The 17339-nt window shown below is 40.6% G+C and carries 11 protein-coding genes; 7 read left to right on the plus strand and 4 right to left on the minus strand.

The features are described from left to right. The first annotated feature begins 201 nt into the window (after positions 1 to 201). The 3 genes from EHS15_RS15545 (at position 202) to EHS15_RS15555 (ending at position 6666) form a co-directional block, all read left to right on the plus strand. A complete protein-coding gene (locus EHS15_RS15545) occupies positions 202 to 3015 on the plus strand; it encodes a type I restriction endonuclease subunit R (protein WP_135761514.1) in 2814 nt (937 codons plus the stop codon). Next, positions 3015 to 4592, plus strand: a complete 1578-nt coding sequence (locus tag EHS15_RS15550; protein WP_135761515.1) for a type I restriction-modification system subunit M — start codon at positions 3015 to 3017, stop codon at positions 4590 to 4592. Before EHS15_RS15545 ends, EHS15_RS15550 begins: the two co-directional genes overlap by 1 nt. 169 nt (positions 4593 to 4761) lie before the next feature. Beyond that, positions 4762 to 6666: a restriction endonuclease subunit S gene (locus tag EHS15_RS15555; protein ID WP_135761516.1), complete on the plus strand. Its 1905-nt coding sequence runs from the start codon at positions 4762 to 4764 to the stop codon at positions 6664 to 6666. Positions 6667 to 6771: 105 nt separating this feature from the next. On the opposite strand, the gene EHS15_RS15560 is transcribed toward EHS15_RS15555, so the two are convergent. Beyond that, positions 6772 to 8130 carry a Fic family protein gene (locus tag EHS15_RS15560; RefSeq protein WP_135761517.1) on the minus strand — a complete coding sequence of 453 codons (1359 nt, stop codon included), beginning with the start codon at positions 8128 to 8130 and terminating at the stop codon, positions 6772 to 6774. Positions 8131 to 8599: 469 nt separating this feature from the next. Here EHS15_RS15560 and EHS15_RS15565 point away from each other — a divergent pair, with 469 nt between their 5' ends. Beyond that, positions 8600 to 9817: a Crp/Fnr family transcriptional regulator gene (locus EHS15_RS15565; RefSeq protein WP_135761518.1), complete on the plus strand. Its 1218-nt coding sequence runs from the start codon at positions 8600 to 8602 to the stop codon at positions 9815 to 9817. Between the two features lie 724 nt (positions 9818 to 10541). Here EHS15_RS15565 and yiaA read toward each other — a convergent pair. Both yiaA and EHS15_RS15575 read right to left on the minus strand, forming a co-directional pair. Next, positions 10542 to 10979, minus strand: a complete 438-nt coding sequence (yiaA, locus tag EHS15_RS15570) for an inner membrane protein YiaA (protein ID WP_135761519.1) — start codon at positions 10977 to 10979, stop codon at positions 10542 to 10544. A gap of 254 nt (positions 10980 to 11233) precedes the next feature. Then, positions 11234 to 11962, minus strand: a complete 729-nt coding sequence (locus EHS15_RS15575) for a siderophore-interacting protein (protein WP_135761520.1) — start codon at positions 11960 to 11962, stop codon at positions 11234 to 11236. Positions 11963 to 12135: 173 nt separating this feature from the next. On the opposite strand from EHS15_RS15575, the gene EHS15_RS15580 reads away from it, so the two are divergent. The 3 genes from EHS15_RS15580 (at position 12136) to EHS15_RS15590 (ending at position 15675) form a co-directional block, all read left to right on the plus strand. Continuing rightward, a complete protein-coding gene (locus EHS15_RS15580; RefSeq protein WP_135761521.1) occupies positions 12136 to 12780 on the plus strand; it encodes a hypothetical protein in 645 nt (214 codons plus the stop codon). 168 nt (positions 12781 to 12948) lie between these two features. Further along, the gene (locus tag EHS15_RS15585) at positions 12949 to 13707 is read left to right on the plus strand and encodes an AraC family transcriptional regulator (RefSeq protein ID WP_135761522.1); all 759 of its coding nucleotides are present in this window, start codon (positions 12949 to 12951) and stop codon (positions 13705 to 13707) included. Between the two features lie 66 nt (positions 13708 to 13773). After that, positions 13774 to 15675 carry an AMP-dependent synthetase/ligase gene (locus EHS15_RS15590; RefSeq protein WP_135761523.1) on the plus strand — a complete coding sequence of 634 codons (1902 nt, stop codon included), beginning with the start codon at positions 13774 to 13776 and terminating at the stop codon, positions 15673 to 15675. Between the two features lie 19 nt (positions 15676 to 15694). Here the strand turns inward: EHS15_RS15590 and EHS15_RS15595 are convergent, their stop codons facing one another. After that, positions 15695 to 17086: an MATE family efflux transporter gene (locus EHS15_RS15595; RefSeq protein WP_135761535.1), complete on the minus strand. Its 1392-nt coding sequence runs from the start codon at positions 17084 to 17086 to the stop codon at positions 15695 to 15697. Between the last annotated feature and the right edge of the window lie 253 nt (positions 17087 to 17339).

A 17339-nucleotide genomic window follows, 5' to 3' on the forward strand; every position in this document is an offset into this window, starting at 1 on the left:
CAGAGTTCGTCTCTCGATGTTCTTTCTTTACAACTACGTCGTATACAAGTTGTTACTCAAAACAACAATACAAGCCTCCCTTCCCTACAAGGATCCGGAGGCTTTTTTGTGCCCGGAGAAGGGGGTAAAGAAACTTGCGTTCATGCATTTGTTATGCTATCACTTTTGTAACTGATAGGTGAGTAGAGTCAGATTCCTTCGATGCAAAACGAAAAAGGCACTAGAAAAGAAATTATAGACAAACGTCTGTTTGCGGCTGGTTGGAATGTTGCAGATCATTCTCAGGTTCTTTGCGAGTTCGAAATTGTTGTAGAGCCTATCAATGAATTTGAAAAGCCGAATTCGGTTTATCATGGATTACGTTTTAGCGATTATGTTCTTTTAGCAAAAGATGGAAAACCCCTCGCTGTTGTAGAAGCCAAGAAGTCATCCGTTGACGCGGAGATCGGAAGAGAGCAGGCCAAACAATACTGTTATCAGATTCAAAAATCTAAGGGAGGAGAACTTCCCTTTTGCATTTATACAAATGGACATGATATTTATTTTTGGGAAATCGAACATAGCCCTCCTAGAAAGGTGTATGGTTTTCCGACTCGAGATGATTTGGAGCGGTATGCTTATTTAAGAAGGGCTAGACGACCATTAACCGGTGAATTGATTAATACTCGTATTGCGGGAAGAGACTTTCAGATTCAGGCGATTCGTTCCGTATTAGAGGCGGTAGAAAAGAAAAAAAGAAAGTTCCTCCTTGTGATGGCAACAGGAACTGGAAAAACGAGAACCTGTATTGCTCTTGTCGAAACTCTGATGCGAGCAGGTTGGGCGGAGCGAGTATTATTTTTAGTCGATCGTATTTCTTTACGAGAACAGGCCTTGGATGCCTTTAAAGAATTTATTCCAAATGAACCAAGTTGGCCCCATTCTGGAGAAGCAGAGATTGCGAAGGATCGTCGGGTTTATGTTTCTACGTATCCTACGATGCTGAATATCATTCGGGATGAGAAAAATCCACTCTCTCCGCATTTCTTTGATTTGGTGGTTGTGGATGAAAGCCATCGTAGTATTTACAATACTTATGGAGAAATATTAGATTACTTTAGTACGATGGTACTTGGACTTACGGCGACACCTACCAATGTCATTGATCATAATACCTTTAAACTCTTTGAATGCGAAGATGGAGTCCCTACCTTTGCTTATTCTTATGAAGAAGCAGTCAATCATATTCCACCTTATCTTTGTTCGTTTCAGGTGATGAAAATCAAAACTAAATTTCAAAATGAAGGGATTAACAAACGAACCATTTCTTTAGAAGACCAAAAACAATTGATTTTGGAAGGAAAGGAAATTGAAGAAATCAATTATGAGGGAACGGAACTAGAAAAGACAGTCACAAATCTTGGAACCAACACTCTGATCGTAAAACATTTTATGGATGAGTGTATTAAAGATCCAAATGGGGTGATCCCTGGGAAAAGTATTTTCTTTTGTGTGAATATCAAACATGCGCGTGCCATTGAATCTATTTTCAATACACTGTATCCTGAGTATAAAGGGGAACTGGCAAAGGTTATTGTATCGGAAGATCCGAGAGTCCATGGCAAAGGTGGACTTCTCGATCAGTTTAAGAAACAAGATATGCCACGCATTGGGATTAGTGTGGATATGTTGGATACGGGGATTGACATTCGCGAACTTGTGAATTTGGTTTTCGCCAAACCAGTGTATTCCTATACAAAGTTTTGGCAGATGATTGGTCGGGGGACTAGGCTACTGGATTTAGAGAAGACGATCCCTTGGTGTTTGCAAAAAGACCAATTCCTTGTCCTTGATTGTTGGGATAATTTCGAATACTTTAAGTTGAATCCAAAGGGAAAAGAGCTAAAAAATCAAATTCCGATTCCTGTGAAATTGTTTGGACTCCGAGTGGATAAATTGGAAAAAGCAATGGAACTTGGTGAAGCAAGTATTGTTTCCAATGAAATCGAAAAATTAAAGCTACAAATCGAAACCTTACCAGAAAATTCCATTGTCATCAAAGATGCAAAGTCGGACTTAGAGCGAACCAAAGATCCGAATTTTTGGAATTCTTTTTCGGGAAGTGCGGGAAAGGAATCGATTCGAATTTTACGAGAAGTGATCAAACCACTCTTTCGCACCGTATCCAATGTTGATTTCAAAGCCATGCGATTCGAAAGGGATGTGCTTGAAGTTTCAATAGCCAAGTTAGATGAGGATGCCGAAAAATTTGAAGCTTTAAAAATGGGTGTGATCGAAACGATCTCAGAACTTCCTTTGTCCGTGAATACAGTTGCCTTAGAAGAGGAACTGATTCGAAAAGCGCAGACCAATGCCTATTGGGCCAAAGCATCCGAAAGTGACTTTGACAATTTGGTCACTAGACTTTCTCCGCTATTAAAATTTATAGAAGCTAGTGGAGAGGTGCGAGCCTTTGCCAAGTTTGATTTGCGAGATGTTGTGGTAGAAAAGGAATATGTGGAGTTTGGCCCGCAACATGAATCGGTGAGTATCACTCGTTATAAAGAACTTGTGGAAGAGAAGATCAAAGAACTCACATCATCGAATCCCATTTTACAAAAACTCCAATCGGGAAATGTGCTTTCGGAATCGGAAGTGCATTCTCTTGCCGAAGAATTGCATGAAGAACATCCCAATATTACAGTCGATCTTTTGCGCCGTGTGTACCAAAACAGAAAGGCAAAACTCGTCCAATTTTTGAAACATATCCTTGGCATTGAGAGGCTTTCCAGTTTTCCTGAAATCGTGACCCAATCCTTTGCACATTTTATCCAGGAACATAGTTATTTGACTGCAAGACAAATGCAGTTTTTGGATCTTTTGAAGAACTTTATTTTGGAACGGGAAACACTCACCAAAAAGGATTTGATCCAAGCTCCGTTTACACAGATCCATCCCGATGGGATTCGTGGAGTTTTTACTCCTAAAGAAATCGATGAAATACTCATATTAACAGATAAGGTACTCGCCGCTTAATGGTCTCATTTAATTCCACTCTCAAATCACAAATCGACAAATTATGGAATCTTTTTTGGAGTGGTGGGATTTCCAATCCACTCACCGCTATTGAACAAATTACCTATCTGATCTTTATGAAACAGATCGATGATTTGGACACCAAACGGATGCGAGACGCTGAGTTTACGGGTGAAAAATTTGTTTCTCGGTTTCATGGGAAGTATAAGGTTCCTGGAAGTAATGAAACCATAGCTAAATCAGAGTTACGCTGGAGTGAATTCAAACACAAGCCCGCCGAAGAGATGTTACTCCATGTCCAAACCAAAGTGTTTCCTTTTTTAAAGGAATTGGATGGTGGATCTCCTTTTACCAAGTCAATGGCCAATGCTGTTTTTATTATGCCAAAACCTTCCCTTCTTGTGGAAGCGATTGGGATCATTGAAAAAATCTTTGAAGAGATTGAAAGGGACGCTACTGAAGGTGGTCACGCCTTCCAAGACATCCAGGGGGATGTGTATGAAATGCTCCTCAGTGAAATTGCCACTTCTGGTAAAAACGGACAATTTCGCACACCAAGGCATATCATCAAACTGATGGCAGAACTGGTAAGTCCACAACTCGGACAAAGGGTGGCTGACCCTGCTTGCGGAACGGGTGGGTTTTTACTCGGAGCCTATCAGTACATTTTGACCGACCTTGCCAAAAAGAATCACAAATCCAAAACTACTAAGGCAACTGAAGTGGATGAAGACGGGTTTGAAAGGGCTGTGATTAGTTCGGGGCTAACCGAAAAAGCCAAGTCCATTTTGGAATCTAGTTTTTACGGATTTGATATCGATACCACAATGGTGCGCCTTGGGCTTATGAATCTCATGATGCACGGCATTGACCAACCTCATATTGATTATAAGGACACACTCAGTAAGTCTTATAATGAAGATAGTCAGTTTGATGTGGTGCTTGCCAATCCTCCATTTACAGGCAATATCGATAAGGGAGATATCAACGAAGGTTTTAGCCTTCCCACAACCAAAACCGAACTTTTGTTTATCGAACGAATCTTTCGGATGTTAAAGATTGGAGGCACTTCGGCAGTGATTGTGCCACAGGGTGTTCTTTTTGGGAGTGGCAAGGCATTTGTTGAGGCTCGTAAACTCCTTGTAGAACAATCAGAACTCAAAGCTGTCATCACCATGCCGAGTGGGGTATTTAAGCCTTATGCGGGGGTGAGTACTGCCATCCTTCTTTTTACCAAAGGGGGAACCACCGAACAAGTTTGGTTTTATGATATGGCAGCGGACGGCTATACTCTCGACGACAAACGCACCAAAATTGATACCTCTGATCTTCCGGACATCGTCACCCAATTCCAATCGCGCGACCCCAAAAAACCAAATGACCGCAAGGCGAAGTATTTTTTTGTTCCCAAGACAGAGATCGTGGCCGAAGGTTACGACCTTTCTATGAGCAAATTCAAAGAAGATGTCTTTGAAGAAGTGAGTTATGAATCGCCTCAGGTGATTTTAGAGAAACTAAAAGGTCTGGAACAAGAGATTGGGAAGGGATTGGATGAGCTTGCGGGGATGATGGGATGATGCTTCGATACGAATCCTACGGATTCTACTCAGCATCCCCATTTCATGAAGAAAGTTCTCGGTCTCAGAGTAGCGAAGCGTATCGAAGTGACCGGGGGCATGATAAGCTTTTTCTTTCTGTGTTTTTGGAAAAAGAAAAGACAGAAGCAAAGGAAATTCTCTTGGCTATATGAATTCAAAGATCTATAAACTAAGTGATTTAATATCCGAAAATGGCCTTTATGTTGATGGTGATTGGATTGAAAGTAAAGACCAAGATCCAAATGGAGATGTTCGTCTAATTCAACTTGCGGATATTGGTGATGGACACTTCTTAAATAAGTCCTCCCGATATATGAACATAGAAGATGCAAAAAGACTGAACTGTACATTTCTCGAAAAAGGCGATATCCTAATTGCACGAATGCCAGATCCTTTGGGCAGGGCATGTATATTTCCCGGCATAAGCCAATTAGCAGTCACAGTTGTAGATATTTGTATAGTCAGACCAGCTTCTGAAAAAGTCGATGTTACTTACTTAAAATTTCTTATTAATAATCAACAATTTAGAAGAGAAATTGTTTCATATACAACTGGAACAACTAGGAAAAGAATTTCTCGGACAAATTTGGATAAGATTACGTTCCCCCTCCCTCCCTTAGAAGAACAAATCCATATTGCGAACGTTTTGTCCAAGGCAGAGGCACTGATCGCCAAACGAAAAGAGAGTCTGGCTTTGTTAGATGCGTATTTGAAGAGTGTGTTTCTGGAGATGTTTGGGGAAATTGAAGCTAAAAAACAGAAATGGCCTGTTGTTCAAATTAACGATCTTGCGGCAAATCATAAAGGAGCAATGCGAACTGGTCCTTTTGGTTCTAATTTACTTCATAGCGAATTCAGTGAAGATGGTGATGTTGCTGTATTAGGTATTGATAATGCTGTAAAAAACAAGTTTTCGTGGGGTGCCAAAAGATTTATTTCAAAAGAAAAGTATGAAGAATTAAAAGCATACCGAATCTTTCCTGGTGACGTCATTATTACGATTATGGGGACAGTTGGAAGATCAGCTGTAATTCCAGATGACATACCTCTAGCAATCAATACTAAACATTTGGCGGCGCTTACGTTTAATAAAGAAAAAGCAAATCCTAAATTCATTTGTTTTTCGTTCCAGTCAAATCCTAGTATAATCAAACAAATGCAATCAAAGAACAGAGGAGCAATTATGGATGGACTTAATCTAACTTTGATTAAGGAAATTCGCCTTCCTCTCCCTCCCCTGGATCTTCAAAACCAATTTGCGGCGGTGGTCGAAAAAGTGGAGGCGTTGAAGGAGACGTACCAAAAGAGTTTGGTGGAATTGGAAAATTTGTATGGGTCTTTGAGTCAGAGGGCGTTTCGGGGGGAGTTGGGGGGAGAAACACAACATGCTGCTGCTAAAAATCCAAAAGCTGAGAAAGAACCGGCTATTAAGAACAAAACTTCTATCACTGAAGCAAGTGATTCTTTGCCATCATCAAACATAATTGAATTCAAACCTACAAATGTAGATTATTATAAAAGAACTGTCCTCGCCGCTGAGATTGTTTGGCAGTTGCAGAATGAACCAACACTTGGACATTTGAAATTGCAGAAATTGATGTATCTATGTATCAAGTCAGCGGATATGCAATTACCAGTCAATTTTTTGAAGCAAGCGATGGGACCGTTTGATCCTAGTTTGATGAGATCCATCGATAAGCAGTTGAAGGATAAAAAATGGTTTCAATACGAAACAAACCAATCTCTCAAATATAGAAAACTTGAGAAGGCTGGGGAACACCAAAAAGACTTTATAAAGTATTATGGAAATCAAAAAGATCAGATTCATTATTTACTAAAGAAGTTTAAAACTACAAGTTCTGATACGATTGAGATTGTGGCTACTTTGTATGCTTGTTACGAAAACATACTGATGCAAAAAGAGGTTTTTTCTGAGACTCTGCTCTTTCAAAGATTTTATGAGTGGTCGGAACATAAAAAGGAATTTGATGAGTTAGAAGTGAAAAAGGTTTTTAACCGTATGAAAGAGGCTGGAGTCGTTCCGAAGGGGTAGGGGATGTTTTGTATCTCTCCTTATATAAATAACAAGAAAAGGGCGCTCGGGTGAGTTAAGCGATTCTGATTATTGTATTTATTTCATCTGTCATTTGTTTAAGGCTTAGGTTTCAAGTTGTTTTTCCAATTCTATTATCCAATCTTCTAATATTCTCTTTACGAACTCGTTTATATCATCCGCCGAAACTTTTTGTCCGTAAGGCATTACTATTCTCCGAGTAGTTGAATTGCTCGTGTGGATTGTATAATCATAATCTCGAAAATCTACATATATATAAGTATAAATTCCAAAGTTACCTTCTTTGACCTTATGTTTGAAACCATTTAAGTTCATTGAAAAAATAATTCTTTGTGGAAAAGTTGCTTTTTTTTCTGCGGCAAATTCTTTGTAAGAATCTTCTAAAAGAGAAAAGTTTGAATAAGTTGTTTGAGAAGAATTTCCTAAAGGTGTTGAAATTTCTTCAGTAACATCCAGAAAAAAATTTTTCATTTGAGGACTTATTTGTTGTAATTTCATCCAAAGGGGACCAACGGAGTTGGTAACTGCCTCGAAAACATTACCTGCATCTTTCTTTTGTTTTATAATGTCCTTCCTTTCGTTATCAATTTTTCCTAGTAACAATTTCAACCGTTTATCAAGATCATCTTCTTCTTCGATAGACTGGCCTTCCACACCGCGAACGATCATCTCTAAAGAGTAAATTAATAAATTTCCGATATATTCGATAAATGGTTCTAGCTCACCTCCGTCAGCTTGTCTGAGTACACGAAAATAGTTTTCTTTATCGTCTGTTTTTACGATTACAGGTGGATACCCATTCATCATAAAAATTAAATTCATAAGTATTCGTGCGATTCTGCCATTCCCGTCATCAAAAGGATGGATACGAATGAATTTATAATGAAAGGTGGCAGCCAAAACAAGCTTGGGCATTTCTTCGTTGTTTTGATTTTTTTTCAACCATTTGAGTAAATTTTCCATTTCGATTGGAACTAGATGAGGTTCTGTAAAATAGAAAATTTCCTCAGTCGCTGTTTTTACATGATTGGGTTGGGATTTATATTTTCCTGGAACAATTTGTTTGGTCGTTTCTCTGCCGTCTGTAGTTATCGCCTTGGCAGTATAAGGTTCACCTAAGATCAATTGATGAAATTGACGGATCCTATGTTCAGTGAGTTCGACTTCTTTCTTTACGATTTCTTCCAACTCAAGAATTGCTTCATTATGACCTTTGATGTCTAAGTGATCTTTCAACGGTTTTCCAGAAGCAGTATTTCCATGTAATAGAAATGTTTTAGTTTCTCCAAAACTAAGTGAATTTCCCTCTATCGCATTGGAATGGTAATTCCAATCCAATCGAAATTTTTGCATGATTTTTTCCATCGTTTCCGTTGGAATGGGGCGCATTGTATCAACTTTTGTTTTAAGTTCTGAGATTATTGCCAAGACATCAGTTAACATTTACAAACATAGAGTAAGACTTGATTCTATGTTTGTAAATAAATAAAATAAGTTGTTTCTATAGAAAAGACTATCAGATGAAAGACGTGCTATTGTAAATTTGATCTAATTAAACGACGGAGTTTCTCCGATTTTGTAGAAACCCTCTCTAGAGTTCCCCAGAAAAAACGAACAGAAAAGAGTATCCTCCCGAATGGAAAGATGTCAGGGGCAAACCGGAAGAATGGATGAGATCATAAAAATAAAGTTAGGCGAAACTACCAAAACAAAATACGCTCCCGATAAGAGGGCAAAAAAATGATCCCTTGATTTACCCGAACTCAAGCCTCCTGAAGCCGATGATGCTCTCTTAATCATACTAAAATAAGATTTTGGAAAAATTCTTCCTGGCAAAAGGCGGTTAATTTATGTTTCTTTTCCTCAATATCTATTTGACGATTACTTACCTCAATATTTGCATTAGTTTGGCATGGCAGAAGATGAAGTTAAAGTCGTAAATTACCCCAAAGGAGCAGCTATTGTTGTTCAGAATGCAGTCAATCCGGGGATATTTTACATAGTCAGAAGCGGAAAAGTTGCTGTTGATTCGGAGCACATTCAAATTGATCATGAGTTAACAAGCTATAACCAAGGTGACAGCTTTGGACTTGTTTCCGCTCTCACAGAACATCATTTTCTTGTAACATTATTTGCAGAAACGGATGTCGAACTACTGCAAATTCCGATTCGGCTCTTAGGTTCTTTTTTAAAAGAGAACAAAGAGCTGGCGATGAAGATATTGCGACTTTATTCTCATGAATTGAGAGCTCTCCAAAGGAATCTCTCCAGGGCCAATCAACCGGCAGACAGGGAATACTTCCCGGAAAAGTTGATACAAAATGCGAAAACTTATATCGCATGGCAAAAGCCGGATCTTGCTGCGCATTCCTTGTATCGATATATCGAATGGGCAAAAACCCATCCGGGATCGAATCAAATTCCAGAAGCGGAGAGCCTACTGACTCAAATTCGCTCCAAGCTAAAACCGATCGAGTGGAAACATCAAAAAAACACTTTGAACGCAGGTGATGTAATTTTCGTAGAAAGCGAGATGAATCGTGACATCTTTGTTGTGTTAGAAGGAAATGTAAAACTGTTCAGCATCGTAAGAGGATTCGAGTATGTCATAGATGTACTTGGCGTAGGAGAAATATTCGGTGAGATGAGTCTCATTGATAATGCTCCGAGAATGGCATCCGCTGTCGTTGAAACTCCAGCCACCATCTTGCGTGTGACTCCGGAAAATATTTTCGAGACGGTAGGGGAATCTTTATTGCAGAAGATATTCGAAAGCATTGCAAGGAGGATTTGGTTTTCACACCAGAGACTCATTATCTTACGTATGCAATCACCAGTCAAAAGATTATACGCATTTCTTTACAATTCGATTCGGGACCAAGACATCCGCAAAGGTACAAACTTAACTACAAGTTACGCGACCACTTATCAATTTCCTGTGACATTTGAAGAACTATGCAGTATGTGCGGAATCATTAAGGTAAAAAACGAAACCATAGAAGAGTTTCTTACCGATTCGAATATCGTAATCAGTAAGGATAGAATCAGTGTAAAAAGTCGAAAACGAATCGAAGAACGATTAGGTCAGTACAAAACCAAACAAGGTCAAATCCTTGCCAAACTAGGATGAAAATGATTCTAACTCAGTTGACATAAAATTTGCTTTTTTATTAAACATGTCGTATGTGAGTTCTTTTATACAACAAACTAAGCCTTCGATCCTAAACTAGGATTCGTAGGCTTTGCAAATTCTTTTGATGTTAAAAAAGACGGCGCTGTAGTTACTACTCTGAAGAATGGAGGATTTTTTCCATTATATGTAAAACCGGGTAAAGTAGTTTTAACTGCAGAAACTCTGGAAAATAAAGCTGAGGTAAATTTAGATCTAAAATCAGGTCAAATTGTGTATGTAAAAGGAAGAATTCTTCCAGGAGTAGTTGCAGGTAGAGCTGAACTGGCACTCGTTGGGGAACAATACGGAGAGGAAGAAGCTTCTAAATGTAAAGAGATTCCCGCTCAAAATTAATAAATAATAGTTAGGTGGTTTTAAACACCTAACTATCTGTAAATTGAACGCCTATGGAATCGTCACTATCGATTTCCCGGCGTTCTCTCCGCTATTATTATGTAAGTAATCCAGATGGCCCAACTGTCGAAGAAACGTTTCGGGCTAGCTGTCTCAGTGCCACGCGGACCATACGTGTCCAGGTAAATGTTTTTGTATATGCCTCCAGTAGCGCTTTGCTGCTAAAGTCGGTTCTACCTGTTCTTGGTCGGATGACATGAATCCATCTTTCTCGGGGTGTACATTTTTTACTTTTCCTTCCTGCTTATCAGGAAGGAAGTTATGTCGGTTAGTCTTTTTTCTTGGAAGATAACTCTTGTTTGACGTCTGCTTCCGCCATACGTAGGTCACGAACATTTTTTTGTACTGCAACGGCGGCGAATAAACTCAGAACGAAAGAGATCCCGAAAAAACCTTTTTCACTTAGGCTCAGGGAAGCATTCCATAATCCGATAAGAAGCAACAATAGGGTTAATGCGACTGAAAACCAGCACAGTCCGATGTATATTCCTGTTACAAATAAACCTTCCAATTGGTCTCTTACCGTTTTTTGTAGTGAAACTGCTGAAAACAACCCGTACATTAGAATTGTGATGTAAAAACCTTTTTCGTTTAACATCATCTCCGAATTCCAGATTCCAATAATAAAAGTAAACATACCGATGAGTAAGGATAACCAAGAGGCTCCAATAAATGCGGCGGAAGGTTTTTGCGGTTGTGCGATCATTTTTGAAGTTTTAAAGATCTATTTGATATAGGTCAAGAAATTTGTATGTTTCATTCTTTCCGAATCGACGAAAGATCCTTTATTTTATACAAATATTTTAAAGAATCGATTTGTATTTCCGTTTTCCTTGCGTTAGGGATACGCAGGGCTTGGTTCGCTGTTAGGCGAACGGGAGCGTCAGCGCACCCCGGAGTAGCCCGTCCCCCTTTTTGAATTTCATTTGGGATGACGACCCCATCGGGAACGCCCTTAGATCAATCGAGACCTACCTTTCCATCCGCCCAGTAGGCTCGGACTTTCAGTTTCGTATTGGGAATACCGGACTCTTTCAGAAGGAGTCGGATTCGCTGGATGGAACTCGCTCTCCCTGTCAAAAAAATGGTCGATAGATTTGCGTTTTTACGGTTGAGTTCGATCATTTCTTCCGCCATTTTTTCCAGGTGTGAGTTGTTGGTAGATCGTTTAATTATTGTTTGATTAGTGACGCCTAATCGTTCCAGTGCGTTCTTTGTTTCGTGGTCCGAATTTACTTCTAAGAATACGCGCGCTTTTTGATCCGTTTGATTTTGAAGAACTTTAGTAATCCCTAAAGAAGTTTCGTCGCCGAAGAGAGCGACATCTCCCTCAAGATGGGAAAGATCAAGAGACTCTCTCGGCCCAAAAACATCGCAGGAATCTCCGACTTTCAGAGAATGGATCCAAATAGCTGCAGGACTTTCTTCTCTAAGATAACATAGAACGGAGAGCTTTCCTTCGTTTGTATCCAGGTGAATGGGAGTGTATGTTCGAAAGGTCAGATTCCCTACGTCCACTTGTACTTTTCCGCCGGGAACCCATTTGGCTTCCGTAAGTTTTGTTCCTGCCATTTCTATGAGTATGAAGTTTTCCGTGAGACGGTCTATTTTTGTGATTTTCGTTTGAGTTACAAAGATGCTGAGGGCGGATTTTAAACCTCGCTTTAAGAATGATGTTGGCTGGGACATTTCGGTTCTCCTTTGATTTTGTATTTCTATGTTTTGTAGGCTTCGGGCGGATGTAGTTGCTAATCGTTTTACACTTTTATAGGATCGCTGCCGAGAACGCCCAGCCGATTTTTTAATTGCATTTTCTAAAAAACTAACTACTGTGTTCGAAATTATTTATTTAGGATCAATCTATGAATGAGAAATCGATCGCCTTTTTGGTTTTTGACGTATTGGGTGAAAACGGCAGTTATAAAGATTCCGAAACAAAAATGTCTAAGAAGGTGTTGAATCATTTCAAAATCTCTTCCGAATTGAGTGAAAAAGTTTGGAAAGATCGATTGGATCGGAAAATAAATAAAGAGGATGTTTTAGAGGAATTTAGAAATTCCGATCTAAAGGATCAGCAGGAATTATTGGCTGCGCTTTTTGAGGTTTCTGAATCGGGTCATATAAAAAAATACAAACGAGGCAACACTCTCGAAGTATTGTTGGAGATCGTCGATCCTTCTCCTCCGAACGATATTATTTCGCGTGAATTGCAGACCAAATTCGCTGTCGCTACAGTTTGTATGTATGATATCTCTAAAGAAGGGATGGATACGTTTTATATGATGTTGGAAGCGGAAACTTACGATAGAAAAGAAATACAAGATCTAATCGATAAAAACGATGAGTTCGACATCGAGGATGGCATTAAAAAATTCGCAACTTTAGATCCTCATAATCAAACATTGGTGGTGCAAACTATCTGTGTGATCTGCGGAATTGATGCGGTGGAGTTTAATTATCCGGAAGGACATATCTTAGGCAGAATGCTTCCTTATATGAATTCTTAATGCGTTAGGGATGCGGAGGGCTCGGTTCGCCGTTAGGCGAACGGGAGCGTCAGCGCACCCCGAAGAAGCCCGTCCCGTTTTTGGATTTCATTTAGGGTGACGATCTCATCGGGAACGCCCAACTTTTTTCTGCCGGCATGAAATTCGAATCGTTTGAAATTCAAGACTATGAAACAATTTTTGATCTGGGATGATTTTGCCACCTATCGGGGGGATGGGTTTTCAACAGGCCGTCACAGTCATTTTTATATTCAGATCAGTCTTCCCGATTCCGGCAAAGTCGAATTACGAACGCAAGGCGGTGATTGGAAAACATACAATGCGGTCTTTGTTCCTTCCGGTGTGAGTCATGAAATGAAATGCGCGGATGGACACCTGACTTTGCTTTATCTGGATCCTTTGACAACAGGGTATCAGCTTTTTCATGATAGAAGTTTGCAGGCGGGTCATACATCCTTTGAAGTGGGCGATCTTTTTTCGGATACTGTCAAACGGCAAATCCGACGAATTTTAAATGCATCGAATACGAATGTTCGTAATCAACTTCTTGACATCATAGGCAAAGATTTTCCCAGAACCGAGACTCGCAAAATCGATGTTCGCATTCAAAAAAGCATTCAGAATGCAGAGTTGGAAGATTTTTCTCTCCCCCATTTAGCGGCAGAGGCTCGTTTGTCGGTGGAACGATTCCGTCATTTGTTTCGCCAGGAAACAGGCGTCGCTTTTTCTGTGTATCGACTTTGGCTCAAAACGAAGAAGGCGGTAGACTATTTGGCGAATCATCCTCACTTGCTGGATGCGGCTCATGAGGGAGGGTTTGCGGATCAGTCCCATTTCACTCGTATCTTCCGTCGTTCCTTCGGTATCAGCCCTTCCGATTTTACTAAAAAGAAAGAATCTTTTCAGGCAGTTTTCTTTTCCAAATAGCCGCTCCGTTCAAGAATCTTTTTCCAAGATCTGCTATTGTATTCGGGATCGGAGAAAAAGTAAGATATGAATTCAAATGTTACGGCGAAAAACTTAGCGGAAATGTTTTATGATAGTGCGGTGAAATACGGGGATCTGCCCGCATTCGGAACCAGAAACAAAGAGAAACAATTTTCTACGATCAGTTTTAGTGAGTTATACGAAGAAGGTGTCGCTTTGGCGACGGGACTTATCGATCTCGGACTAATGCCTTGCGAGCATGTAGCTGTTCTTTCCGATAATAGAAAGGAATGGATCATCACCAATTACGGAATACTTCTCAGCGGCGCCGCAGATGTCCCTCGTGGAACCGACGTTACAGACGGAGACATTCGTTACATTTTGCCTCATTCCGATGCGAAAATGGTGTTTGTGGAAAACGAAGCCACTTTAAGGAAGGTGGAGAAAAATTTAGAGGATCTTCCGAATATAACTCATATTATACTTATGGAAGGCAACTCTTCCAAAATCAATATGGCGGATCTCATTGCCAAAGGAAAAAAATTACGAGAATTAGGTGATAGAAAGGTGGAAAAGAGAGTCGCTGCCATTCGACCGGACGATTTGTTTACGATCATTTATACCTCAGGAACCACGGGGGAGCCTAAGGGAGTGATGCTCACTCATTCCAATATGATTTCTCAGTTGCGTAATATTCCTATTGCGATCGGTCCGAAGGATCGGTTTCTTTCCCTGCTGCCGGTATGGCACAGTTTCGAAAGGGTTTTTCAGATGGGAACGATTGCTATGGGCGCCTCGCAGTATTATACCAATGTGAAAAATCTCAGGGAAGATCTATCGATCGTGAAACCTACCTTTATGGCTTCCGCACCAAGGCTTTGGGAGAGCATTTACCAGGGAATGCAGTCGAAGATCCTGAGCGGTTCTTTCATCAAAAGAATGTTATTCGAGGCGGCTTACGGAAGCGCTCTCCGCATTCAAAGGGCGATCCATTTTTTGAAAGGAAATCGATTGGATTTGGAAGGTAGGAATTGGATGCAATCCATCGGACTTACGATTTTTTCTTTGTTTTCAATGATCGTGTTTATTCTTCCTTATCTCGTTCTCGATGCGATTGTTCTAAGTAAAGTCAGACAGGTGACAGGTGGAAAATTGAGAGGTTCTGTTTCCGGAGGAGGCTCCTTACCCTTTCATATCGATGAATTCTTTAATACGATTCGAATCCCTGTGTTCGAAGGATACGGATTGACGGAAACTTCTCCGGGGCTTGCGTTTCGAACACCGGAACATTTAGTCATAGGCAGCGTAGGACCTATATTTCCCGAAACTGAAATTTTGCTCAAGGACATAGAAACGGGAGAAGTATTGTATCCTCCTAAAAAAGGAGTCAAAGGGGAAGTTTATGTGCGAGGGCCTCAGATCATGAAGGGTTATTACAAACGACCGGAAGTGACCGCCAAAGTTTTGTCAAACGATGGTTGGTTGAATACGGGAGATTTGGGGATCATGACTTACAATGATACTTTGAAAATCGTGGGTAGAACGAAAGAAACCATTGTGCTTCTCAACGGTGAGAATATCGAGCCTGTTCCTATCGAAAACAAACTGGTTCAATCTCCTTGGATCGATCATGTGATGGTAGTAGGGCAGGATCAGAAATTTTTGAGCGCATTGATCCTTCCTTCTCTCGAAAAGTTTGCGGAATACGGATCTACTTACGAACAGCTTTCTGCGAGCAAGGCAGTTCAGGAAAAGATCGCTCGGGAAGTAAAGGATACGATTCGCACTGAGAACGGATTCAAGAGTTTCGAGAAGATAGTAGAGGTTCGCTTGTTGCCGAAAGGTTTTGATGTAGGGGATGAGTTGTCTGCGAAACTTTCGATTAAGAGGCATGTGGTCACTGCCAAATACCAATCGCTCATTGAATCTATGTATGAAGAGAAGGTGCAGACTTACGCACGAGGGTAAGTCTGCCTTTTAGAAAAATTTAAACTTTGGTTTCTTTCCATTTTCCTTTGGTGAAGAGCCAAAGGGTGAAAACTCCGACGGAGGATTCCGTCAGCATCATGGACCAAAACACTCCTTCATAACCGAAGTTTAGATGCTTACCTAGCGTGTAAGCGAGGGGGATTTGGATGAGCCAGAAAAATACGATATTGATTTTAGTGGGTGTCATCGTATCCCCAGACCCATTGAATGCTTGTGATGCGGACATCCACCATGCATAGATGAAATAGGAGTAGGATACGATCGTTAACCATTTCCCACCGATTTGAATGACAATAGGATCGCTTGTGAAAATAGAGATCAAACTTTCTGCCATGAAAAAATAGACAATCGATACTAAAATCAAGTAGGCCATATTGCAGTAGCCGGTGAACCAAACGGATTGTTCCGCACGATCCGGTTTTCCTGCCCCCAAGTTTTGACCAACAAGTGTGGCGACCGCATTGGACATTCCCCAAGACGGCATCATAGTAAACATCATCACTCTAAGAGCGATGGTAGCACCTGCGACTGTTTGGCTGCCGAACTCTGCTAGAATTCTCATGATGAAAATCCAGGAGGTCATCGCCACGATCATCTGTCCGATACCACCTATTGATGTTTTTAGAATTCCACTGATGGTTTCCCATTCGATTTTCAAATGAGAAGCCAGAACTTGGATGTGTTTTCCTCCGCGGAAGAGAAGCCAAAGTTGGAAACAAACACCGATTCCACGACCAAGGGCTGTGGCTACTGCAGCTCCTGTGATTCCGTAAGCAGGGATCGGTCCCCAGCCGAAAATGAGTATGGGATCGAGTATGATATTGAGACCGTTAGAGATCCAAAGCACTCTCATGGCGATGGCTGCGTCTCCTGCACCACGAAAGATCGCATTGATCATAAATAATAGAACGATTACGACATTACTTCCCAACATCCACTGCATATACGGATAACCTTCCGTAAGGACCCACTCATCCGCTCCCATCAATGCCAATAGTTCTTTGGAATAGAATATTCCTGCGATGGCAAAAGGAATGGATGTAAGCAAAGCGATGAAGATTGCCTGCACAGCAGCTGTTCCCGCTTTTTCTTTTTCCTTTTCTCCCACTCTTCTTGCGATGATGGCAGTGACGGAAAAGGTAAGACCCATGGCTATGGAATAGAGTAGAAATAAATATGTTTCTGTGAGACCGACCGTTGCGACTGCAGAGGGACCTAGTTTTCCTACGAAGTAGATGTCTACTACGGCAAACACCGATTCCAATACCAGCTCTAAGATCATCGGAACAGAGAGAAGGAAGATTGCCTTACGCATGCTCACTTCCGTATAGTCTGCTTCCGAACCTGCTAATGCATTTTTTAGTTCCGCCCATAAGGAAGCGGAAGTGATGCGGGATGGTTGTTTTGTATTTTCCTGTTTAGTTTCCAATGTGTGTATGCCTAGTTGGATTTATGAATTTAAAGGATCGATTTTCTACAATTCAATACGACGATCTTTGTTTCTACAAATAAATTTAGGGATGCGGAGCAGCCGTTTTCCTACGATCAGCATAAATGCATTCGTGCTTTTGAGTTGTTTTAAAAATCGTTCGATTTACTTTCTTCGATTTGATTCGTCTTTAAGAAATTCGAAATGTGTATGA

The organism is Leptospira idonii (assembly GCF_004770995.1).
GTDB lineage: Bacteria > Spirochaetota > Leptospiria > Leptospirales > Leptospiraceae > Leptospira_A > Leptospira_A idonii.

What these genes read in the sequence shown, in the direction of transcription:
- EHS15_RS15545 (WP_135761514.1), top strand. Translation starts at nt 202, where the DNA reads ATGCAAAACGAAAAAGGCACTAGAAAAGAAATTATAGACAAACGTCTG.
- EHS15_RS15550 (WP_135761515.1), top strand. Translation starts at nt 3,015, where the DNA reads ATGGTCTCATTTAATTCCACTCTCAAATCACAAATCGACAAATTATGG.
- EHS15_RS15555 (WP_135761516.1), top strand. Translation starts at nt 4,762, where the DNA reads ATGAATTCAAAGATCTATAAACTAAGTGATTTAATATCCGAAAATGGC.
- EHS15_RS15560 (WP_135761517.1), bottom strand. Translation starts at nt 8,130, where the DNA reads ATGTTAACTGATGTCTTGGCAATAATCTCAGAACTTAAAACAAAAGTT.
- EHS15_RS15565 (WP_135761518.1), top strand. Translation starts at nt 8,600, where the DNA reads ATGGCAGAAGATGAAGTTAAAGTCGTAAATTACCCCAAAGGAGCAGCT.
- yiaA (WP_135761519.1), bottom strand. Translation starts at nt 10,979, where the DNA reads ATGATCGCACAACCGCAAAAACCTTCCGCCGCATTTATTGGAGCCTCT.
- EHS15_RS15575 (WP_135761520.1), bottom strand. Translation starts at nt 11,962, where the DNA reads ATGTCCCAGCCAACATCATTCTTAAAGCGAGGTTTAAAATCCGCCCTC.
- EHS15_RS15580 (WP_135761521.1), top strand. Translation starts at nt 12,136, where the DNA reads ATGAATGAGAAATCGATCGCCTTTTTGGTTTTTGACGTATTGGGTGAA.
- EHS15_RS15585 (WP_135761522.1), top strand. Translation starts at nt 12,949, where the DNA reads ATGAAACAATTTTTGATCTGGGATGATTTTGCCACCTATCGGGGGGAT.
- EHS15_RS15590 (WP_135761523.1), top strand. Translation starts at nt 13,774, where the DNA reads ATGAATTCAAATGTTACGGCGAAAAACTTAGCGGAAATGTTTTATGAT.